We start from the raw sequence: 21,558 nt of genomic DNA on the forward strand, positions 1-21,558 counted from the left end.
TCTGGCTATCTGCTGTATCCATGGATTTTGGCTGCAGGGAGAAGGGCAGATGAGCCTGCTATTCATGGTAAGGCATTACAAGGAAAAAGAATATGCTTTATTCTGAAAACCGGCTGCCAATTCTGAAACAAGGCATTGCGATTTTCAAGACAGGATTGCTGTTTTATTATCACAACATGATTCTTCGGTAGGAACCGGGAGTAACCCCCTCATACTTTTTAAATGCCTTAATTAACGCACTGTCACTGATAAAACCGGTTTTTGACGCAATTTCCTCCACCGTAAGATTTGTCTCTCTTAAGTATTTCTTTGCATAGGACAGCCTGACTTGATTGAGATAATCAAGAAGGCTGATATTCTTTTCCGTCCGGAACATCTTTGAAAGGTAGGAGGGTGTTATGTCCAGTTTATCCGCGATAATACTGTTATTTAAATTAGCGTCCATATAGCATTTATGAATTAACTCTTCGGCTTTGTCGCATATGGTGAACTGCTCGTTGTGCTCTTCCCGGTATTTCTTTAAGCTGGTCAGACATGCCTTGAGCGCTTCCTGGAACTCCTCAAAGGTTTCCGACTGGATCAGGCGGGATATATAATTGTTCTTTTTCTCCAGATCTACGGCTCCTATTTCAAAGATGATTTTGTTGATGGTGTTGATTAAATCATATTTGAAGCACTCGATCACACTTAAGGAGGAATTGCTGTCGATGCTGGAATTCCGGATAATCTCACGGATCAGCTCTGAGATATCCTCCTCCGTGTTATCCTTCACATAATGAATTAATATCATGGAGTTCTTGGAATTGAATGCGTTATTATAGGAAAACTTTTTCGCGGTGATATCCTGGTAAGGTATGATACTGCCTTTCCCCATCAGGTAACGGTACTCCATTGCCTGAAGGGCCTGGCGGTAGGATATGCTGATGTTCTCAATTCCTTCCGCCGGATTACTGATTGAAATGGTGGAGGTTATCTCAAAATATTCCCTGATAAAATGTTGAAAAGCATGCCCTGCTTCCAAAGCATCTTCGGTACGGCTGCCGGACGGGGTATCCGGCGAGAAATTAAAGACGACCGCATAGGCATTGGACATCAGGCTGATGATAAATCCCCGGTGGGAGACGGCACACAGCTCCTGCATTACATTTCCGACAATCAGGGAGAGGATGCGCTGCCCGTCACTGCTGCCAAGGGGTCCGGTAATCTTCTCGTTGACAGAATCGATACGGACCATCAGAATGCAAAAGGCATTTGATATAAAATTCTGATTGAGCTGTTCCATCTCTCGCTCGAAAGATTTATTGTTGGACAAGGTACCCTGCATGGCGTGAAGCAGGAATTCCTCAAACAGATTATCCTTGCTGTTTTTAATCCGGTGGCTCAGCATATCGTTTTCGGTGAAGGTATTGATTACTACCTCCTTGATATAGTCCAGCTCACTCTTTTTCTTCAAATCGTAGGGCATATCAGATTTGTTGCGAAGGGTGTGGACAATGGAATAGATGGGTAAATAGCTGCGTCTGGCCAGCATCCAGGATAGCAGGATGCTTACAAGCATACTGAGGAGGATACTGAAGATGCTGATGGCTCTCATTCCGTTTAATTTCTCCCAGAAGGTACGACTGGAGATGAGGGATACATAAGTACAGTCCAGCACATGGGATTCGAATAGCTGCAATATATAATCTTCTCCGTCTATGGTATCATAATAGATATTATCATGATTGCCGGTGTACTTGGATAAATCAATGTTCAGCTTCTCTTTTTCTGTTGATACCAGAAGCTGGTTCTGATTATTGTAAATCAGGATGGAGCCTTCATTATGATACATGGCATTATCGATCAGGGTATCCAGCAGCTCCGGCCGCAGGACAAGTACCGCTGTAACATCCCCTGTTTTTTTGACATTGGAATAGTTGGCGGCCAGAACAACGCCAAGGGAGGGAGCGGTTTGTTCCAATCCGAAGGAAATCAGATGAGGAACCAGGGTGTTGGGATTCAGAGAATGATAGAAGATATCATAATTATTCTCCGTATCCAGGAGCTTATTATATGCTGTCTGATAATAGGTATCGTAATACTCACGGCTGCTGAGGCTTGATTTTTCCGCGGAGATAATACGGTCGTGCCTGGGAAGGTAAACAAAGATATCGGAAAAGTCATCCATGGGCAGATCGTCAAGGTATTTCTTTACTTCATATATCTCATAGGCAGAGGATGGCTGTGAGAGGGCGGAATGATAGAGAACCTGTTTGCGCAGGATGCCGCTGCCCAGTATTTGAGAGGCTTTTTCAATCATATTGCCCAATTCGATATCAATGATATTGACAAACTGGTTTAAGCGGTTGGCATTGGAGCTAAGGGTCTCTTCCTGTAAGGTTTTTTGAGCATTGGAATACATGATTGTAATAGCAGCAAAGGGTATCAGCAATACAATCAGATAAGAACGCAAAAATCTTAAAAAGAAACTCTTACGTGCCAAAAAGTTTCTGGAAAAAAAACTCTTCATAGAAACGATCTCCTTTTCTTTCGTTGACCTTATTATATAGAGGGATTTGTATGAAATCAACAAAATAATTATACAAAATGCATGGATTTTAAAAAATGGCAACACATTTTAGATATTAACAACTGATATTTTCATAATCAACAGTTGATTTTGAATATCAAACATGGACATATTGCACAATTGATATTAGAATTTTAGACACATCCGAGGGAATTCCGCAGCTTGAAATTATACCGGGCTATTTGCGGAAATCATATGAAGTCGAACGGGCAGGAACCGGGAGAACAGTATGCCCTACGGATATATAAAAATAATTTATATAGGAGGAAGTATTATGAAAAAAGTCAGATGGAAGAAATTAACCGCCCTTTTATCAGCTCTTACCTTAATCGTTGGTATGACAGGGTGCGGTAAGGGGGAGACAGCCACTCCGCCAGCCAATGATAATACGGGAACCCCGGCAGTAACAGCGGCAGCGGGAGAGAAGGCGGGAGAGGAAGCACAGGGGGAAGATACGCAGGGATATCCTGTGAATACGGATCAGAAACTGACCGTGTGGTCCTATATTATGACACCGAATAAAGCCTACACAAGCTATACGGAATCACCGTTTCACACAGGTCTTGCCGAGAATACCGGTATTGAAGTAGAATGGATCTTCCCCACCTCCGGCACGGATCCGGCACAGGCGTTCAATTTGATGCTCACCAGCGACAAGCTGCCGGATATTATCATTTATAATCTGGTAAATGATGCGGATCAGTATATGGATGAAAATATCATTCGTGATCTTACGGGTCTTCTTCCGGAAAAAGCTCCGAACTACTGGAAATACCTTCAGGAGAATCCTTATTATAATAAGTCCGTAAAGACAGACACCGGAAGATATTATGGCTTTGGAACCTTCCGGGAGGGGGAATGGAATGCGGCGTATACTGGTCCCCTTGTCCGGAAAGACTGGCTGGAGGAGTGCGGCTTGGAGGTTCCCGTTACCATTGCCGAATTTGAAAATGTAATCCGTACCTTTGATGATAAATATGGTGCGAAGTTCGCCTTCTCCATCGGCAGAATGAATCCGGGACTGGCAGGTGCGTTTGGTGCAAGCGGCTCCTTCGCGAAGTGGACGGATGAGCTTTTCTATATTGATGATAACCAGAAGGTTCAATTCTCCATGGCAACAGCCAACTGGAAGAATTATATGGAACAGTTAAATAAATGGTACATGGACGGCCTTATTGACACCGACTCCCTGACCATTGATGATGCGGGCATGCGTACAAAGGCATTGAACGATAAGGTGGGGATATCCATTACCAGCATGGGGCAGATGACCAACTGGCTGGCCGATGTGCAAAGCTCCGGTTCCAGCGCAAGATGGGAAGGAATTCAATATCCCGTTATCAATGCCGGCGATGTTAATATGGAAATACAGATGGAGGATACCTCACGTGCAAGCGTCGGTGCGATTACGACCAGCTGTGATGACAGTAAGGTTGATATCGCTCTGAAATGGCTGGATTATTTCTTCTCTGAGGAAGGCTTTCTTTACACCAACTTTGGTACGGAGGGCGAGACCTATACTATGGTGAACGGCGTTCCTACTTATACCGATTTAATTATGAAAGCCCCGGAAGGTACAAACGAGGCTCTGGATAAGTACACCTGTGCACAATGGCAGAATATCGGTATTCAGGCAACGGAGCTGGTTCGCCAGAAGAATAATCCTACGGCAGTTGCTTCCGTTGATATATGGCTGCAGAATCAGGACACCAAGAAACACCTCTTCCCCTCCGGAGTAACAAGAACAAGCGAGGAAAGCAATGAGGCTACTATAATCATTAACACCCTTCAGACCTATGTTCAAGAGATGTCCCTGAAGTTCTTAACCGGAGAAGAATCATTTGATAATTTTGATAAATATCTTGCGGCGCTTGACAGCATGGGACTTCAGAAGCTCCTTGAAATCCAGCAGGCAGCATATGACAGATTCCTGCAAAGATAGTCCGTCATAAGCAGATCGGTACATTGCAAAGGGTACGGCGTGAAAAAGCTGTACCCTTGCGTTTTCAGAGGAGATAATTATTATGGTAAAAAAATCAGTACCAGGAGCATCACGGAGAGCCGCTTCCCTGTTTCATACAATTGCGAAGGATTATAAGAGGAATAAATATAAGTACTTTATCGTATTTCCGGTTGTGTTATACCTGATCATCTTTGCGTACAAGCCAATGTATGGGATCGTGATTGCCTTTCAGCGTTATAAGCCTTTTTTAGGCATATCGGGAAGTCCGTGGGTGGGCCTGGATAACTTTGTGGCTTTTTTTAAGGATATATACTTCTTCCGGTTATTGAGGAATACCTTTTCCATCAGTATACTCAGCATCCTTTTTGGATTTCCCGCGCCAATTTTACTGGCATTGCTGCTGAATGAAATAAAGAATAATAAGTTTAAAAGAGTCGTTCAAACGATATCTTATATGCCTTATTTTATTTCTATCGTCGTCGTGTCCGGTCTGATCAAGGCATTCTGCCAGACCGACGGAGTATTTAATGATATGATAGCGGCCCTGGGAGGAACCAGAAGCAATCTGCTGTCGGTGAAGGAGAATTTCTATCCCATCTACATCCTGTCAGGCATCTGGCAGCAGGTTGGGTGGGACTCCATCATCTATCTGGCGGCGCTTGCCGGAATCGACCAGGAGCAGTATGAAGCGGCGAAAGTGGACGGAGCAGGACGTTTGAAGCAAATGCTGTATATTACATTGCCCGGATTGATGCCGACCATTACGGTCCTTTTTATATTAAGAATGGGCGGCATCCTGAACGTCGGCTACGAAAAGATCCTGCTTCTTTACCAACCCCTTACCTATGAGGTCGCTGATGTCATATCCACCTATGTGTACCGTAAGGGTATCGTGGAAGCGAATTACAGCTTCAGCACGGCGGTGGGGCTGTTTAATTCCCTTGTGAATATATGCTTCCTGCTGATCACAAATAAAATCAGTAAAAAGGTGAATGATACCAGCTTATTTTAGACAGAAGCGTTGAAAGGAGTAAGGTATGAAATATAAAACCAGTAAATCAGATAAATTATTCCGTCTGTTCAACACGGCATTTATGCTTATATTGATTGTCATTACAGCATATCCCATGTTTCATGTATTAAATGCATCCTTGAGCAGCAACACGCAATTAGTGGCGGATCCCGGTATTCTCTTATGGCCGAAGGGATTTACAACCGGTGCGTACCGGATGGCGTTTCGGCATCCTCTTATCTCCAGCGGGTTTAAAAACAGCATACTGATCGTGCTGTTTTCTTTGCCGCTGAATATGGTTCTGACCCTTTTTGGGGCATATTTTTTGGCATCAAAAAATGTGCTGTTTAAAAAGGCAATTGTATGGATTATGATGTTTACCATGTTCTTCAGCGGAGGTTTGATCCCCATGTATCTGAACCAGAGATCGCTGGGACTCTATAATAATCTGGCAGCACTGGTCATACCCGGTGCCCTGAGTATGTTTAACGCCATCATTTGCAAGACGGCAATTGAAAATTTGCCCAATAGCCTTGCGGAATCAGCGTATATGGACGGGGCCAATGATTTGGTGATATTGTTTCGCATCATCGCGCCGCTGATTATGCCCACGATAGCCGTAGTTCTGCTGTATTATGCCGTAGGACACTGGAATAACTGGTTCCAGGCATCGATCTTTATTGAGGACAACAAGCTTCTTCCCATTCAGAATATACTTCGGTCCCTGCTTATCATGAACCAGGACGCCCTTGGAGGGGGAGAGCTGTCAGGTAACGGAGACCGGTTTGACAGCTATACCGAGACGATTAAATATGCCGCAATAATCATAACGACAGTACCGATTTTGTGTATCTATCCCTTTCTGCAGAAATTCTTTGTAAAGGGAATTACCATCGGTGCGGTAAAAGGATGAGTGCGGATCTATATCAATGCTGCAAAAAAGCAGCGGAAAGGAAATATTGATGAAATTAACAGAGCAGGAATTAGAATGGGTAAAGATAACCTGTGAGAGAATAGTTCATAAGATGACGGTTTCCATTCATAAAAACGAAGGGAAAATTCCTTACAGTACGGATGTGCACGGCGTGTTTGACGATAAATCTGCCGATAAGAATCTCATGTATTGGACAAATGGCTTCTGGGAGGGGATACTGTGGCTAATGTATGCCAAAACCGGGGCTTCCTATTATTATGAGCTGGAAAATCGGATGGAGACGGTGCTGGACCGGATACTCCTCGGACAAAATGATTATGGAATAGATCCGCTTCATCATGATGTGGGATTTATGTGGCTTCTTTCCAGCGTGGCGAACTACCGGCTGACAGGGAATGGGAAAGGAAGGACGAGAGGGATCATCGCAGCGAATTATTTGAGCTCCCGGTTCAACATCAAGGGAAGTTATTTGGTTGCCTGGAATGGAGAGAACCATCAGGGATGGTCCATCATTGATACGATGATGAATATTCCCCTGCTTTATTGGGCGGCGCAGGAAACCGGTTATGACCGGTACCGGTATATCGCCATGGCCCATGCGGATAAAACGCTGGAAAACGTGATTCGGCCGGATGGTTCCGTGATCCACATTATAAATTATGATCCGGAGACGGGGGAGGTTCTTGGGAGCTTCGGAGGCCAGGGATATGAGGAGGGCTCCTCCTGGACCAGGGGCCAGGCCTGGGCAATCTATGGCTTTGCCCTGTCCTATCGGCATACGGAAGAGCAGCGTTATCTGGACGCGGCGAAGAAGGCGGCACATTATTTCCTGTCGGCATCAGCGGAGTTTGATTATATTCCTCCGGTTGATTTCCGGTCTCCCAGGGAGCCGCATTATATTGATACGACGGCGGGCGCGATTGCCGCCTGCGGCCTTCTGGAAATAGAACGGTATGTGCCGGAATATGAGAAGGCGATGTACCAATCGGGAGCGCTCAAGTTATTGAAGGCACTAACGGAGCAGCAGTGCGACTTTACGGATAAAGTGGATTCCATCCTGCAGAACGGTTCGGAGGCATATCATACCAATAAGCATTTGAGCATTATCTACGGTGATTATTACTATATGGAAGCCATGTTCCGGCTGAGCGGGCTGGAAGTTGAAATGTGGTAAGGATGAAAAGGATTTCAAAGCATCATGTATGCTCTGAAATCCTTTTTTAATTGTATTTACATAGATCATTCGGTCTGATAGGATATATCAAAAATCCGTTTGCCTGCCTCTGTACGAAAGATATTCTGGCGGATTTCCTTTACAGCCTTAGGAGTCATCTCAACCTCAAAGAGGTTGACTAAAAAATCCGCCTCTACTAATATCTGATAGTCCAATCCATCTATATTCGTATATGTGTGGTGATGGGCGATGAGATAACAAACCCGGTCGATTATCGGATCATCATATCCCAGAGCTTCCAGCATGGGTTTTGCTATGGGGGGACCCTCCGTCTCCTGATAATTACCGGCGGCATTCCCGTATTTCTCAAGGCTGGGGCGAATACCGATATCATGAACGATAGCCGCGGTTTCTAGTATGCGGAGGGTTCCGGTATCCAGGCCCTCCAATTGTCCAATCAGCTGTGAGAAGGAGAGCACCTTTAAAAAGTGCTGGATGCGCTGGGGGCAGCCCGTCTCATATTCCATCATTTGCAGTAAAAGGTTCGCTTGACGGTTCATTTTCTACATCTCCGTTTCCATAAGGTTATTGTTATTACCGTGATATTCCGGAGTATTCGCCGCATATACACGGGTTAGATCATATCCGGTGGGACTTTGGAAAATCCGCAGATCAAATTCCGGGATAATGGAAAAGATATGATCGAAAATATCAGCTTGTATATTCTCATAATCATTCCATTTTGTTGTGTTGGCGAATACATAAATTTCAAGGGGCAGGCCATGTTCGCTGGGAGCAAGCTGACGAACAACCCGGGTCATGCTCTGATGCACACCGGGGTGATTTTGCAGATAAGCGTTAATATAGGCACGGAGGGTACCGATATTGGTCAGATGCCGTCCGTTGACAACGCTGGAGCTGTCGATACTATGAATTTTATTATACTCAAGAATGTCATTTGTTTTATTCTCAATGTATTCCTGGATATATTGAATCTTTTTATATCGATCCAACATCTCTTCATTACAGAATTTAATACTTGTAATATCAATATTTATGGCTCTTTTGATCCTTCTTCCTCCGGTTTCCTGCATGCTTCTCCAGTTTTTAAAGGATTCAGACACCATCAGATGAGTGGGGATGGTGGAAATGGTTTTATCCCAGTTCTGCACCTTCACGGTGTGAAGGGTAATCTCTGTAACATCACCGTCCGCGCCGTATTTCGGCATTTCAATCCAGTCCCCCAGGCGTACCATATCATTTTCCGTCAGCTGGATGCTTGCGACAAAGCCGAGAATCGTGTTTTGAAAAACCAGCAGGAGTACGGCTGTCGCGGCGCCGATTCCGCCCAGCAAAAGCATGGGGGAACGATCCATCAGAGTGCTGATGATTATAATGATACCGATAATATAGGCGGCGATTTTTAAGACCTGTAAATAGCCCTTGATGGGCTTCATTTTTGAAGCCTCAAATTTCCGGTAGATATCATTTACAGCATTCAGGAAACGGTCAAAGGTCAGAAGAACCGTGAATGTCATCAGGCAGAAGGCGATGCGGCGCAGCCACTCCTGAGCGGACATGGACAGTGGAGCGGCAGCATAGACCACAAGGGCGGGAATGATAAAAATCATGCACTCAAAGACCTTATGCTGAAAGAGAATATCATCCCATTTTGTTTTGCTTTTTGATACAACCACCTTTAAAAATCTCAGAATCAGCGTTTTGGAAAGGAGGTAGGTCAGGACAGCGGCCAATAGGATGATAATAATCATGACTGCAATAGCAATGTGTGCGGCCATTGTCTCACTCAGTCCGTGCTCTGATAATAAAGCTGTAATCTGTGCAGCCATCAATTTTTCCTCCTCTGCTATCTGGACCCCTTATCTGCTATTTAATAAGTTTTACCAAGTTCTATTTTAGATATAATAACCAACATTGTCAATTATCATTTCCTCCTTCCCGCCGCAATCCGGAGCTGGCTCTGGCAGCAGTGACAGCTTTTTGGAAGCTGAGCCTTCTGTCAAAGAGACCGGCAAATTAAATTAATTGGGATGGAGATTTGCAAATAGAGAAAAATAGCACGAAGGAAAAGAGAGCAGGTAAGCCGAAAAGGACTTACCTGCTCTCTTTTTACTATTAAGCTGTTCGGCGGTAATGCCATATTTGAAAGAAGATCCAGTATGCAAAACAGAAGATGCCCAGAAATGCAAAGCCGGCGAAAATAGAGCTTCCGGTGCTGATATGGCCGAAGAATAAACCCACTAGTATGCAAGTCAGGCGCAGCCCAAGTGATGAGAATGATTCAACAGTAGCTCTAATATGACTTTCCGTATGATGATGAAGATATCCTCCCGCCAATGGATCAATGATTCCGGCAACCAGTGACACCGCAATCATCGGTATCAAGCATAACAGGTTTCGCGTAAAGTAAATAGCGATATAGCTCAGAACATTAACAGCAATGGCGCAGGAGAAAATCCGTCTATAGCTTAAGCGTTCCTTCAGCTTGTAGGCAAAAAGATTACCGGGTATCCTAAATGCCATTACAATGGCACTGACGATACCGAAAAATAATACAGGCACCCCGATATTGTCCAATAAGATTTGCCAAAACTCATCCAGGTACGTTATGCACGCGCCCAAAACGGCCCCTGTCAAGCAATAAACGAAAACAAGAGGTTGCTTCAGGAACACGGTAAGAGCCTGTTTGGCATAGGGCCGCATTCCGGCCAGATCACTCTCCGGCCTCGTTATCCCGGGGGGCTCTTTAAGGGTCATAGTGACGACAAATGCCGCCGTCATGCTTGCGATTGATACGATGTAGTTAAACTCCAAATGAAAGAAGTTTGCCAAAACACTGCCGCTCAGCGCCGCAATCAAAGAGCTGATAAAATCCACAGCAGACAGGCGGCCCAGTATCTTTTCAAAATCCCCCTGTTTGTTGACCGGCAGCAGGGAATCGTACAAAAGAGCATTCCCGCTGCCGCTGGAAAATGCCTTGCCGATGCCGGACAGAAAGATGGCAAAGGCAAATTGCCAGAAATGGTGTGCAAATAAGAGCAGCAGGAGTTCAACGGCTGCCAATGCATTGCAAATAGTGATTAGGCGCTTGCGCCCAAACCGGTCGGCAAGTATGCCGGAGGGCAGTTCAAAAATGACTACGGTCAGCGCGTAGATGATTTCCGTATAAACCACCATCTGCACGTTCATGCCGCGCTGCTGCCAAAAAAGCCGTTCAATCACATACGCAGGGATCAGTGAATGAAAGAACGAAATCCAGTATTGTTTTTTAATATTGCCTAAGTAGTCCATTATTATCTCCTTTTATATGGATGGTATGGGGAGGATAATAACAGGCGGAGCACGGGAGCCGTGACAAACTAAGGCTTAACAGGGAGGACGAGCTTTCAGCATGAATAACACCACCTTATGAGGAAAATGATTTATTATGTTATGGATATTCTATCATCTGCCATAGGACAAGTAAAGAGGGCATCTAATATTTGCCCCAGGCCGTTTTGGCTTCCGGGCGCATTATATTTACCGCGGGACGCTTTTCAGGCAGCGAAGGAGATTCCGTTCTGCCCCCTTCCTGCTCCAGACTCAATTTGAATTTTCTGACTTCCTTGTGCAGTATGGCGGCCTGCGAGGACATCTCTTCGCTTATGGCGGAGTTCTCCTCCGAAGCGGCAGCATTGTTCTGCACGATGGAGGACACCTGGGCAAGCCCCTCCCGAATCTGTTCAAGGGCATTGGTCTGTTCAGAGGAAGCTTGTTCGATTTTACAAAGGCCCTCGTTTGCTACCTTTTCCATTTGCAGAACGTTCTGTAATATTTCAGCGGTCTGTTCTGTAAGCCGGGAGCCATTGACTACCGCGGCAACGGAATCTTCGATCAATTGGGCAGTCTGCTTGGCTGCTTCGGCGGATTTTACAGCAAGGTTGCGAACCTCGTCCGCTACGACAGAAAAGCCCTTTCCGGCGGTTCCGGCGCGAGCAGCCTCAATGGCGGCGTTGAGAGCGAGAATATTGGTTTGGAATGCGATGTCCTCAATGGTCTTTGTGATCTGGACGATCTGGCCGGAGGCAGAATTAATATTCGACATTGCCGCTGTCAGTTCCTTCATTCGCTCGTTTCCGGCAATTACGCCGTCACCGGCCTGATTGGCAGAGTCAAGGGCGATTTTAACATTTTCCAGGTTCTTCTGGGCCTGCTCTGTAACCTGTGCGACAGAGGTGCCCAGCTTTGACACGGTAGCTGCCTGCTCTGCAGAGCCTTCCGCAAGTGACTGGGCGCCGTTTGAAACCTGTGAAGCCCCCGTATTGACCTGGACAGCGGCAGTATTGATTACCGATAGTGTCCGGCTCAGGGAGGAACGAATCCTTTCCAATGAAACCTTCAGCTTTTCAAATTCGCCGACATAATGCAGTTGGAGACGGTAATCCAGATTCCCGGTTGCAATTTGATCCAAAACACCGGAAACCTCCCCAATGTAGTCAATATAGTCGTGGAGTCTGTCCGATGTTCTCTTGATGGAAGCAAAGACGACGCCAATCTCATTGTGGATCCGGCTGTCAATCGTAACATTCAAATCACCGTCTGCGATCCGGCCGGTGACACCCACAAGGTTTTTCAATGGTTTGACGACTTTTCCCTGCACAAAGAAAATCAGAGCGCCGCTGACAAGCAGTGCCAGTACGGCACAGAGGATGGTCAGGGAATTGGCAAGAGCGTCCACCTCGTGAAATAATTGAGCCTCCGTGCTGGCAAGAGCGACAATCCATCCGGATTCCGGTATCTGCGTGTACCATGCCAGGTATTTCCGGCCATTTTCCTCAAAGCTTCCGGTTCCCTGCTTCTGTGAGAGAACCGCTTTTCCAAGTTCGGCCAGGGATGCATTGCTTTCCTGGACAATATTAGCCTTCAGTAATTTGGAGCTGTCATTATCTGCAATATAGGTTCCGTTGGGATCCAGCAGGAACGCTTTGTCGCCCTCCTTAACCTGCAGGGAAATGATCATCTTCTGTAATTCAGTCAGGTCGATGTCGGCGGTCGCGACTCCCAGCAGTTTGCCGGAAGCATCATAAAAAGGGGAGGATGCCGTCACCATGGAGATCTTGGCATAATCATCATAGTAGGGATCGCTCCATACCGCGCTCTGATCGGTATTTTTTACATTGGTATACCAATCCATATCGGTATAATAGATGCCTTCTCCCAGAGAGTAGTCGTCAAAGTACGTCATCTTTCCGTTCTCCAGCATGCAATAGGGGGAAAAGTATTTCTCCTGCGGGTCATGGGCATATGGCTCAAACCATATTCCGCCCCCGAAGGTTTCACTGTTGGTTTCCAGTATGGCAGGCATGAACTTCCGGTAATTCTCTTCCCTCATCACGCTTGCGTTTGCCGCCACCGCCTGAGCCAGGGCCTCTGCTACCTTGCGGTTTTTGGCCAGGGATTTTTCGATTTTTTCAACAGCGGTGGAAAGGTTTAATACCATCTGCTGTTCCGTGTCAGCCTGGATGATCTGCCGGGAGGTATAGTACCCCATAAATGACAGAGCAATCATAGCCGCCAATACTACCGGAAGCAGCCGGAACAGAATCTCGTATTTCACGGATCTGATTCCCAGCCTGCCGTTCCTGTGGTTTGACTCTTTTGTTTCCCGTTGTTTTGCCGGATTTTTCATTAGAATTCCCCCTTCTATTCTTTTATCGGTAGTAGTGTTTCAGTGGTACTAGTTTGATTTTCTGGCTGAATTTATTTAACTTTATTTTCCACAAAAAGAAGCTGCCTGTAGATTACAATCAGCTTCTTTTGATGATTAGGGGATGGGTAAATAGTACTAGTGTTTTGATTGACAGTCTTCTAAAAACAAACTCTTACGGTTAAGGTCCAATTCTTTTGACAGTATTGTGATGAGCAGCTCCTCGCATGATGACAGTGCGGCTGAAAGACACAGCACAATCCCCGCAGCTGTTATTCCTAACCCATAGATTAAAACCGGTGCGCAGAACAACAATCCGCCTGCGGCTTTATTGGCATAGGTATGCAAAGCCGAAAAGAGGCGGTACTTTTTGTAAATAAAAAGATGAGAAAACCATAAGGCTTTCCCATCTTTTTCACGTACTGCAGTCGAGGGGACTTGAACCCCTACCCAGAAACCCGGACTAGATCCTTAGTCTAGCGCGTATGCCAATTCCGCCACGACTGCAAACTTCATATTACACGCTGGCTGGTATCCAGCGAACGAACTTTATTATACCAAGAACGATAGAAGAATGCAAGCGGTTTTTTGAAATGATACGATTTTTATTTTACCAGAATTTTAGACATCAGGACTTCTTCCTTCGCTGGCAAGTATCATAGGCATCTCTCATAGCAGGGTTGCTGATCAGCTTTCCATGGTAATCAAATCTGGATCCGTGGCAGGGGCAGTCCCAGGTCAGTTCATTCTGGTTCCACTCCAGGCTGCAGCCCAGATGAGGGCATTTAGTTAAAATAAAATGATATTTATCCTTCGTCTCCCGGTATACGCCCAGCTTTTGTCCGCCCCGGTTAATAATTCCCGCCTGTCCGATTTTGATATCCTTCAGCCTGTCCCGCGGTATTTTAAGATGCTCGGAAAGGAGACTGGCCGTAATTACCCCGGTATCCTGAAGAAGCTTTTTGCCGCCGGAGAACATCAAACGCCTTGGATAGAATACCTTGCGGTACGGGTTGCTTTTGCCGGTGATCATGTCACGGAGAAGCATTGCCGATACCATTGAATTAGACATTCCCCATTGATTAAAACCGGTAGCTACGTAGATATTCGGAGTATTGGCCGAATACCGTCCGATATAAGGAACGGAATCAGGGGTCATGCAATCCTGATTGGACCAAATATATTTAATTTTGGAGTTGGGATAGTAACGTCTGGCGCATTCCTCCAGACGGGCATATGCATCCAGGGGGTTATATTCTCCTGTCCGGTGATTGGTCGCCCCAAAGATCACATAATCCTTGTAATTGCGCAAGGAATGTCCCTGAGGGTCCGCATCCAGATACATTCCGTCAAGGCGGGTACTGCCCGGTGGGTAGCAGCCCTCCAGCGCCGACAGATAATATCTCTCCTGATGCATTCTGAGAAAATAATAACCCGGTACATTAATAAAGGGGTAATGGGTTGCCACCACGATGGACTTTGCTCTGACACTGCCCCGGTCAGTAAGAATGGTTCCGTTACTCCGAACCTCGGTTACTCTGGTATTCTCATAGACGGTTAGCCTGCTTGCGATTGCGTCCAGGAATTTGAGCGGATGGAACTGTGCCTGTCGGTCAAGGCGCAGGGCGGCCTTCACCTGGAAGGGCAGGGCTGTTTCCCTGGTGAACTCTGCCGGAAGGCCGACCCGCCTGGCCGCTTCCACCTCCTGGCGGATCCCTTGCTCATCTTCCACGGAGTAGATATAGTTTGGCATAAATTCAAATTCGCAATTAATCTGCAGCCGGCGAACCAGATCCTCATATCGTTCGATGGCGCTCTGGCTCGCCATGGCATATTCCCGCGCTCTTTCTTCTCCCTTGTATCTTAGGAGCTTTCGATAAATCAAGCCTTGCTGGGAGGTTATCTTAGCCGTGGTATTCTTCGTCATACCGCTTCCGACTTCATTACACTCCAGCACGATGACAGCTATACCGCGCTCCTGCAGCAGATGGGCAGTTAGAATTCCCGCCAATCCTCCTCCGATAACCGCCACCTCGGCTTGTATGTTCTCTGTCAATGCCGGCCTGGCTATCTTCCTGTTTGCGTTATCATAACGGTACGCTTCCTGAACCCACAGTGATTCCCCGCGTTCCCTGCCTAATTCTTCAAAACTTCCGTTTTCTTTCCATATTGTCTGCATCTTCTTCACCTCAAGGCTAGATTTTCCTAAAAATCAAATATTTATTCGGAAAGAAGGAGAGCCCAGGCTAAAATTTAAAGGGTTTTATTTTTGATTGCCAAAGAACTTGCGGAATTCGTTGGGGCTGTATCCTGTGTTGGTGTGAAAAAAATGTGAAAAGGCACTGCTATCCTCAAATCCCACCTGAAGCATAATGCGGCTGATGGGGATATCGGTATTCTCCAGCAGGCTTTTTGCAGTCTCGCAGCGTAGATTATTCATATATTTTCCCGGAGACATTCCGGTCTTGCTCTTAAATAACCGGATGAAATAATTCGGGTGCACATGAATCAGCTTCGCCAGCTCTGTAACAGTGGGCTTCCTGCCCAGATCCATCTTGATATACTTAAGCACCTGGTTAAAATCATCCTCATTGCCGGTCCGGGTTATCTGCCCTTCCTTCTCGCTCAGAGCAAGATAATAGCCAAAGAGTTCCAACAGCTTTGCATTTCTTCTCAGCTCCCCGGAGAGCAGGCTGCAGGGTTGATAAATCTGTTCAAAGCAGTCCGTGATCGCCGTGTCATCCTCCACGTCAACATAGAAGGGCAGCAGGTACCGGCGGTCAAGACCTTCTCCTCCTGCCTCCAGCTTGAAATGAACCCAGTGCTTCGTCAGGTAATGATCATTGATATGGTAGAAGGAATGCCGGGTACCCGCGGGAATATAGAAGAATCTTCCTGGAATGCCGCGATAAGGCGTATCCCCTATTTTGATCTCGCACTCTCCTTCGGTAATATAATAAAACTTGCTGTAGACACAGCTCTGGTCGAAGCCTTTCCATTTTTGGTCTAAATGAATATAGCTTCCGTAATAATACACGATAAATAAATTTGAAAAATGATCAAAGCTTTCCATATCCTTACTCCAATCCAAAGGAATTAAAATGGGTTAGTTTTTTACAACTTATTGTAAGTTTTATCATAACATCAATTTCCTTGTTCTGCTATACTTTTGTTATCAAGATATAGCTGTGAGGAGGATATGAAATGACATTTTATGAGGAGCGCAAGCGACGCACTGCCTGGTATGCACAGGACAGGTTCGGGATGTTTATCCATTGGGGATTATATGCCATCCCGGCCCGGGGAGAATGGATCCGGAACTATGAAAGACTGTCCGCGGAGGATTATCAGAAGTATTTCGAGGAATTTAACCCCACCCGCTATAATCCCAGGGAATGGGCCAGGGCGGCCAAAAATGCCGGCATGAAATATGCTGTGCTGACCGCCAAGCATCATGAGGGATTTTGCCTGTTTGACTCGCAATACACGGATTACAAGAGCACGAATACCCAGTGCGGGCGGGATCTGGTCCGCGAATATGTGGAAGCCTTTCGGGCGGAAGGACTCCGGGTAGGACTCTATTATTCCCTGCTGGACTGGCATCATCCGGACTATCCCCATTATGGAGACCTTCACCATCCCATGAGGGATAATGAGGCCTGGAAGGGAGCAACCCATCATTGGGATAACTATGTCACTTATTTTCATAACCAGGTACGTGAACTGCTCACCAATTACGGTAAGATTGATCTTCTCTGGTTTGATTTTTCCTACAAGAGCGAGGCTCTGAAGGGGACATGCTTTGAAGAGATGATGGGAGAGACCTGGAAGGCAACAGAGCTGGTGAAGATGATTCGTTCTCTGCAGCCGGAGATCATCATCGACAACCGCCTGGGCGGTGACTGCAGGAAGGCTGAGCCGGAGTTCTATTCCGGAGACTTTGTGTCACCGGAATGTATGATGCCCGCCGATCCAATCCTGGATGAATTGGGCCGTCCCGTTCCCTGGGAGTTATGCCTGACCCTGGATAATAACTGGGGCTACGCCAAGCACAAGCCGAGTAATTATAAAACCACAAAGAATGTGATTGAGATGCTGGTGGAATGTGTCTCTATGGGAGGCAATATGCTGATCAATGTGGGGCCTAATGCAAAAGGCGATTTTCCCAAGGAAAGCCTTCGTATTCTCAGAGAAGTCGGGGAATGGATGCAGAAAAATTCCGAATGTATCTATGGCTGTACGACAAGTGAATTCCCTGTCCCGCGTTTCGGCCGTTATACTCAGAACGGGAAGAAGCTTTATGCCCATGTATACCACCGTTTTACAGATGCCGTCTGCCTTCCCGGATTGCAGAATAAGGTTAAGAAGGCCCGCTTGCTGGAGGATGGCTGTGAATTATCCATTGCCAGACCCTGGAATGCCCATAAGCCTGAGGACCTTTATGTGAATTTGGAAACTCCCGGTTTGTATGACGAGTTGGATACGGTGATTGAGTTGGAGTTGTTATAATTAAGAAAGCGTGGCTATAGCCGGAGAGCAGGGCGGACGTCATTGAATGAGGCGGCTAAGAAGATAGGAGCAAAGATAAAACGGATGAGGCATATATGCCTCATCCGTAAAAGAAAAGCTCCCCGAGTAGGGCTCGAACCTACAACCCCACGGTTAACAGCCGTGTGCTCTACCATTGAGCTATCGAGGAATACAGTGTTAATTTTAATACGTTGCAGTGTTGGTGTCAAGGGATTTTTTACGGTGTACAAGTTAAAAAATATTTTTATTTTCTAGTTGAAATTAAAAAAACATTGTGTTATAATGAAACTCGTTCCGCAGTAGTGGAACAAAATACATGCAGTTGTGGCGGAATTGGCATACGCGCTAGATTCAGGTTCTAGTCCGGGTAAACTGGGTAGGGGTTCAAGTCCCCTCAACTGCACTTGAGTAAAGGCATGGTTTTTCCATCGTTGGAAAATTATGCCTTTTTTTAGAATAATGTGATATTATTGAACCCTGGGGTAAAACGTGCTCCGGACCAGAGCATCGAAATTCCATGAATTTCCTGAGGATGAAGGTTGCTGGAATATCGCTCATTTTTATCTTGCCTGGCGCTATGGATTTTGATAAACATAATGGATGAATGTACATATTACATATGGAGGTAATTACGTATGAAAACTCACTATTACTTAGATTGGTTTCATGATAAGGGCTTTTCTGAGAAGTTAGTCAATGTGTTACATGAGGATATAACAGACAGAAAATTGCTTGTTATGATTAGCGCTGAAACGCCTGATTATAAAGATGAGCAAGTTGATGTTGATAGTGTTTTTGAGAGGACATGGTTTAATCAGGCTAACATTTTTTTTGATGAATATCATTTGATTGATCACCGCACGCAGAAGGAAGATGCCCAGCGATTAATTCAAAGCGCCTCTGTCGTTTTTTTATGTGGTGGAAACCCTCGGCACCAAAAGCACCTTTTAACGGAATTTGAATTATCGGATTTAATTAAAAAAAGTAATGCTATTGTAATGGGAACAAGTGCTGGTGGGATGAACATGTCCAATAAATATGTAGATAAATGCATTGTTTATGAAGGTATAGCCCTTAATCCCTTTTCTTTTGAAGCTCATTTTGATCATGATAACACCGCGCTGACCGAGGAACGTTTCCCTTTATCAGAAAAAATGGATATTTATGTGGCGGCAGACCAAAATGGTGCTGTACGTGTAAAGGGCAGCAAAATCGACATTATAGGCAATGTATATTTAATTTCCCACTCAAAGATTCAAAAATTGGTTGAGACGCTCTAATTAGGGTAAGTGGCTTTGGATTTTTATAACTTTATTCAAAGCACAATTCTGAAATGAATTATTTACAGCTTGATTTGCTGTTCCCAATTAAGGAGAAGGAAAATGGAAGATTATAAAATTGGCTCGATCCTATCATTCGGTGACTACAGCTGGCGTGTGCTTGACATACAAAATAACGCGGCTTTGGTTATAACGGAAGAAATAATTGAACAACGTGCTTACCATGACGCTTATATAGATATAACATGGGCTGATTGCTCCTTAAGAAAATATCTTAACAGTGAGTTCTATGACAAATTCAGCGCAACGGATAAGTCGAGAATAATTCCGGTGTTAAATAAAAATCCGGATAATCAGTGGTATGGTTCAAAGGGCGGAGCGGATACGAGGGACTGTATATTTTTATTAAGCCTTGAGGAAGTGTGCATATATTTCGGTGACAGCCGCTCAAAACTGCAAAACCCAGGAAAAAATCAAAGATATTGGTTTGAAAGAAAAGATGAAAATAACAGTAAGCGGCTAGCAAGACTTCGGGGTAAAGAAGGATGTTGGTGGTGGTGGCTTCGGTCGCCCGGCCGCGTTAATGTAAAAGCCGTGTACATCTTCGGGACTGACGGTAATATCGGTATTCAAGGCAACAATGTATTAAAAGGCAACCTCAGCGACGGCAAATGTACAGGCGGCGTCCGTCCCGCTTTGTGGCTGAAGCCGGAATTGTAAATCTTGAGCTGCGTTTCAAGTGGTTTGACTATAGTTACAGCATAAATTAAATATATTTTAAAGGAGAACTAAAATGAGTAAATACGAAAACGCGATGAAACTTATGGAGGAACGCTGCGGAAATGGGAAAGAAGAAATTATTGCCCTTGGGACAATATCACTAACCCCGAACGCTGCCGGCAAACCCCGCCCTGCTGTCCGCATGGTTTGCGCTTATTATGAAGACGGTGTATTTTATGTTTCTACGGACGCCAAAAAAAATAAAATGCTGCAAATTGAGAAGAACAACGAGGTTTCTGTCGGTGGGTTAGGTTGGTATGCTCTCCAGGGTACGGCTGAAAATCTCGGTTGGGTCAAGGACGAGAAGAATGCGGAAATCAGAGGGAAATTCAAAAAAATCTTTGACTGGTTCGATGAAGTTGGCGACGAAGACAATCCGAACTCAATCGTTCTGCGTATCACCCTTACAGAAGGTACTATTATTGACAATGAAAGAAAATACGGTGAATCGCAGTATGAAATTGATTTTATCAATAAAACGGTGAAGTAAATAAATCCGTATAGTGCAAGCATTATGCTCTCATTAAGAGTTGGTTCCTGAAAACCCCCTTTCTCCTGAAATACGGAAAAAGGGGGTTTTCGTTATTAATCTTATATTACCCGCACAGCCGTCATAAACGTGCTGGCACCGCTAAGAAGAGTGGCTGCTCCGAGTAGTCCGAACACCTCCATGGTCAACGTATCGCCCGCGGTTAGAGGAACGATAAAAGCTGATGACAGATTGTTTACAAATACCACAGGAGTAACGATTGAAGCCGCAATCGGAGCACCATTTTGTAACACCCTGGAGGATAACAGCAGTACCTCTAACACAACCGCGATAACTGCTGAGATTTATTCAAAACAATGCTGCATTTTAAAAATACACGATTGTAAGGGTCACTTTATGATTCTCTTAGGAAATGCCAAGACCGGCGCTGGCAAAGCCCGCGATGGCGGCTGCCAGATCGAGACCAGCCGTGACCTCTGCCGAGAATACCAAAAGCAATCTGGTTCCTGCGGTGATGGGAATGCTCAGCCCGGTGGTGATACCGCTGCTGATATCACCGATAGTAATTAATCCCGAAAGGGGAGGCGCCAGCGTGACAAGTGCGCCTGGCACCGCAACAAAGGTGTCGTCAGGTGTGGTGGATTGGAACAACTGGGCGGATACCGTTACAGTCGAGCCAATCAGGCTGAGCCCGGCGCTGATGCTTAAATAAGCGGCCAAGGAGGTGATAACCCCATCCCTGGGCGCGGAGAATGCAAAGTTCGTCAGTCCCAGAAGGCTGATGGTTCCGCTGACAGCGGATATGCCGGGAAGGTTACTCCCAAATCCAATTGCGCTGGAGGTGTTAAGCAATCCACCAATTACGGTGGTCAAGGCAACAGGCGTACCGGACGCAAACGGAATAATTGCTCCGTCGCCTGCCGGACCAGTAGCCCCGGTCGCTCCAGTAGGTCCGGTAGGTCCTGTGGCGCCAGTAACCCCGGTAGCCCCGGTAGGTCCTGTGGCTCCATCCGCTCCGGTAGCCCCGGTAGGTCCAGTAGGTCCTGTGGCTCCATCCGCTCCGGTAGGTCCGGTCGCTCCAGTAACCCCGGTAGCTCCGGTAGGTCCTGTGGCTCCATA

At 45.8% G+C, this 21,558-nt stretch carries 17 protein-coding genes and 3 tRNA genes; 9 read left to right on the top strand and 11 right to left on the bottom strand.

All coding sequences use genetic code 11. The features are described 5' to 3' along the window. Window positions 1-169: 169 nt before the first annotated feature. Window positions 170-2,509 (bottom strand): helix-turn-helix domain-containing protein, encoded by a 2,340-nt coding sequence (locus HNQ56_RS17395; RefSeq protein ID WP_429148861.1) that lies wholly within the window; start codon window positions 2,507-2,509, stop codon window positions 170-172. A gap of 334 nt (window positions 2,510-2,843) precedes the next feature. Here HNQ56_RS17395 and HNQ56_RS17400 point away from each other — a divergent pair, with 334 nt between their 5' ends. From HNQ56_RS17400 to HNQ56_RS17415, 4 genes are all read left to right on the top strand, one after another. After that, complete coding sequence (locus HNQ56_RS17400) at window positions 2,844-4,511, top strand: type 2 periplasmic-binding domain-containing protein (RefSeq protein WP_429148862.1); 1,668 nt, start codon at window positions 2,844-2,846, stop codon at window positions 4,509-4,511. Between the two features lie 82 nt (window positions 4,512-4,593). Next, window positions 4,594-5,544, top strand: a complete 951-nt coding sequence (locus HNQ56_RS17405) for an ABC transporter permease (protein WP_429148864.1) — start codon at window positions 4,594-4,596, stop codon at window positions 5,542-5,544. A 25-nt stretch (window positions 5,545-5,569) separates the two neighbouring features. Beyond that, entirely contained in the window at window positions 5,570-6,457 is an 888-nt protein-coding gene (locus tag HNQ56_RS17410) for a carbohydrate ABC transporter permease (protein ID WP_429148866.1), read from the top strand. Window positions 6,458-6,506: 49 nt separating this feature from the next. Next, window positions 6,507-7,652: a glycoside hydrolase family 88 protein gene (locus HNQ56_RS17415; RefSeq protein WP_429148868.1), complete on the top strand. Its 1,146-nt coding sequence runs from the start codon at window positions 6,507-6,509 to the stop codon at window positions 7,650-7,652. A gap of 65 nt (window positions 7,653-7,717) precedes the next feature. On the opposite strand, the gene HNQ56_RS17420 is transcribed toward HNQ56_RS17415, so the two are convergent. The 7 genes from HNQ56_RS17420 to HNQ56_RS17450 all read right to left on the bottom strand — a co-directional run bounded on the left by HNQ56_RS17420 (window position 7,718) and on the right by HNQ56_RS17450 (window position 16,432). After that, window positions 7,718-8,212, bottom strand: coding sequence for an HD domain-containing protein (locus HNQ56_RS17420; RefSeq protein ID WP_429148870.1), 495 nt, complete (start codon window positions 8,210-8,212; stop codon window positions 7,718-7,720). A 3-nt stretch (window positions 8,213-8,215) separates the two neighbouring features. Continuing rightward, entirely contained in the window at window positions 8,216-9,502 is a 1,287-nt protein-coding gene (locus HNQ56_RS17425; RefSeq protein WP_429148871.1) for a mechanosensitive ion channel family protein, read from the bottom strand. Between the two features lie 286 nt (window positions 9,503-9,788). Further along, window positions 9,789-10,964 carry an MFS transporter gene (locus HNQ56_RS17430; RefSeq protein ID WP_429148873.1) on the bottom strand — a complete coding sequence of 392 codons (1,176 nt, stop codon included), beginning with the start codon at window positions 10,962-10,964 and terminating at the stop codon, window positions 9,789-9,791. A 184-nt stretch (window positions 10,965-11,148) separates the two neighbouring features. Continuing rightward, window positions 11,149-13,341 (bottom strand): methyl-accepting chemotaxis protein, encoded by a 2,193-nt coding sequence (locus tag HNQ56_RS17435; protein ID WP_429148874.1) that lies wholly within the window; start codon window positions 13,339-13,341, stop codon window positions 11,149-11,151. A 441-nt stretch (window positions 13,342-13,782) separates the two neighbouring features. Next, window positions 13,783-13,866: transfer RNA gene (locus HNQ56_RS17440), tRNA-Leu, on the bottom strand. A gap of 121 nt (window positions 13,867-13,987) precedes the next feature. Beyond that, on the bottom strand, window positions 13,988-15,538 hold the full coding sequence (locus HNQ56_RS17445) for an FAD-dependent oxidoreductase (RefSeq protein ID WP_429148876.1): 1,551 nt from the start codon (window positions 15,536-15,538) through the stop codon (window positions 13,988-13,990). A gap of 84 nt (window positions 15,539-15,622) precedes the next feature. Further along, a complete protein-coding gene (locus HNQ56_RS17450; RefSeq protein ID WP_429148878.1) occupies window positions 15,623-16,432 on the bottom strand; it encodes a helix-turn-helix domain-containing protein in 810 nt (269 codons plus the stop codon). Window positions 16,433-16,563: 131 nt separating this feature from the next. On the opposite strand from HNQ56_RS17450, the gene HNQ56_RS17455 reads away from it, so the two are divergent. Then, entirely contained in the window at window positions 16,564-17,868 is a 1,305-nt protein-coding gene (locus HNQ56_RS17455) for an alpha-L-fucosidase (protein ID WP_429148880.1), read from the top strand. Window positions 17,869-17,986: 118 nt separating this feature from the next. On the opposite strand, the gene HNQ56_RS17460 is transcribed toward HNQ56_RS17455, so the two are convergent. Next, a tRNA-Asn gene (locus tag HNQ56_RS17460) sits at window positions 17,987-18,058 on the bottom strand. Between the two features lie 149 nt (window positions 18,059-18,207). Between HNQ56_RS17460 and HNQ56_RS17465 the strand changes: the two genes are divergently transcribed. The 4 genes from HNQ56_RS17465 (at window position 18,208) to HNQ56_RS17480 (ending at window position 20,439) form a co-directional block, all read left to right on the top strand. Beyond that, window positions 18,208-18,292: transfer RNA gene (locus HNQ56_RS17465), tRNA-Leu, on the top strand. A 232-nt stretch (window positions 18,293-18,524) separates the two neighbouring features. Further along, the gene (locus HNQ56_RS17470; RefSeq protein ID WP_429148882.1) at window positions 18,525-19,169 is read left to right on the top strand and encodes a Type 1 glutamine amidotransferase-like domain-containing protein; all 645 of its coding nucleotides are present in this window, start codon (window positions 18,525-18,527) and stop codon (window positions 19,167-19,169) included. A gap of 102 nt (window positions 19,170-19,271) precedes the next feature. Further along, window positions 19,272-19,889 carry a DUF6273 domain-containing protein gene (locus tag HNQ56_RS17475; protein WP_429148884.1) on the top strand — a complete coding sequence of 206 codons (618 nt, stop codon included), beginning with the start codon at window positions 19,272-19,274 and terminating at the stop codon, window positions 19,887-19,889. 73 nt (window positions 19,890-19,962) lie between these two features. Further along, the gene (locus HNQ56_RS17480; RefSeq protein ID WP_429148885.1) at window positions 19,963-20,439 is read left to right on the top strand and encodes a pyridoxamine 5'-phosphate oxidase family protein; all 477 of its coding nucleotides are present in this window, start codon (window positions 19,963-19,965) and stop codon (window positions 20,437-20,439) included. Between the two features lie 101 nt (window positions 20,440-20,540). Here the strand turns inward: HNQ56_RS17480 and HNQ56_RS17485 are convergent, their stop codons facing one another. Together HNQ56_RS17485 and HNQ56_RS17490 are read right to left on the bottom strand one after the other, a co-directional pair. Further along, window positions 20,541-20,762 carry a BclA C-terminal domain-containing protein gene (locus HNQ56_RS17485; protein ID WP_429148887.1) on the bottom strand — a complete coding sequence of 74 codons (222 nt, stop codon included), beginning with the start codon at window positions 20,760-20,762 and terminating at the stop codon, window positions 20,541-20,543. An 82-nt stretch (window positions 20,763-20,844) separates the two neighbouring features. Then, on the bottom strand, window positions 20,845-21,558 hold a 714-nt coding region (locus HNQ56_RS17490; protein WP_429148889.1), incomplete at its 5' end, for an exosporium glycoprotein BclB-related protein.

This window comes from Anaerotaenia torta, from assembly GCF_050433395.1.
Taxonomy (GTDB): Bacteria; Bacillota; Clostridia; order Lachnospirales; family Lachnospiraceae; genus Mobilitalea; species Mobilitalea torta.

Excerpts from the sequence above, each read along its gene's own strand:
- HNQ56_RS17395 (WP_429148861.1), bottom strand. The coding sequence starts at position 2,509 with ATGAAGAGTTTTTTTTCCAGAAACTTTTTGGCACGTAAGAGTTTCTTT.
- HNQ56_RS17400 (WP_429148862.1), top strand. The coding sequence starts at position 2,844 with ATGAAAAAAGTCAGATGGAAGAAATTAACCGCCCTTTTATCAGCTCTT.
- HNQ56_RS17405 (WP_429148864.1), top strand. The coding sequence starts at position 4,594 with ATGGTAAAAAAATCAGTACCAGGAGCATCACGGAGAGCCGCTTCCCTG.
- HNQ56_RS17410 (WP_429148866.1), top strand. The coding sequence starts at position 5,570 with ATGAAATATAAAACCAGTAAATCAGATAAATTATTCCGTCTGTTCAAC.
- HNQ56_RS17415 (WP_429148868.1), top strand. The coding sequence starts at position 6,507 with ATGAAATTAACAGAGCAGGAATTAGAATGGGTAAAGATAACCTGTGAG.
- HNQ56_RS17420 (WP_429148870.1), bottom strand. The coding sequence starts at position 8,212 with ATGAACCGTCAAGCGAACCTTTTACTGCAAATGATGGAATATGAGACG.
- HNQ56_RS17425 (WP_429148871.1), bottom strand. The coding sequence starts at position 9,502 with ATGGCTGCACAGATTACAGCTTTATTATCAGAGCACGGACTGAGTGAG.
- HNQ56_RS17430 (WP_429148873.1), bottom strand. The coding sequence starts at position 10,964 with ATGGACTACTTAGGCAATATTAAAAAACAATACTGGATTTCGTTCTTT.
- HNQ56_RS17435 (WP_429148874.1), bottom strand. The coding sequence starts at position 13,341 with ATGAAAAATCCGGCAAAACAACGGGAAACAAAAGAGTCAAACCACAGG.
- HNQ56_RS17445 (WP_429148876.1), bottom strand. The coding sequence starts at position 15,538 with ATGCAGACAATATGGAAAGAAAACGGAAGTTTTGAAGAATTAGGCAGG.
- HNQ56_RS17450 (WP_429148878.1), bottom strand. The coding sequence starts at position 16,432 with ATGGAAAGCTTTGATCATTTTTCAAATTTATTTATCGTGTATTATTAC.
- HNQ56_RS17455 (WP_429148880.1), top strand. The coding sequence starts at position 16,564 with ATGACATTTTATGAGGAGCGCAAGCGACGCACTGCCTGGTATGCACAG.
- HNQ56_RS17470 (WP_429148882.1), top strand. The coding sequence starts at position 18,525 with ATGAAAACTCACTATTACTTAGATTGGTTTCATGATAAGGGCTTTTCT.
- HNQ56_RS17475 (WP_429148884.1), top strand. The coding sequence starts at position 19,272 with ATGGAAGATTATAAAATTGGCTCGATCCTATCATTCGGTGACTACAGC.
- HNQ56_RS17480 (WP_429148885.1), top strand. The coding sequence starts at position 19,963 with ATGAGTAAATACGAAAACGCGATGAAACTTATGGAGGAACGCTGCGGA.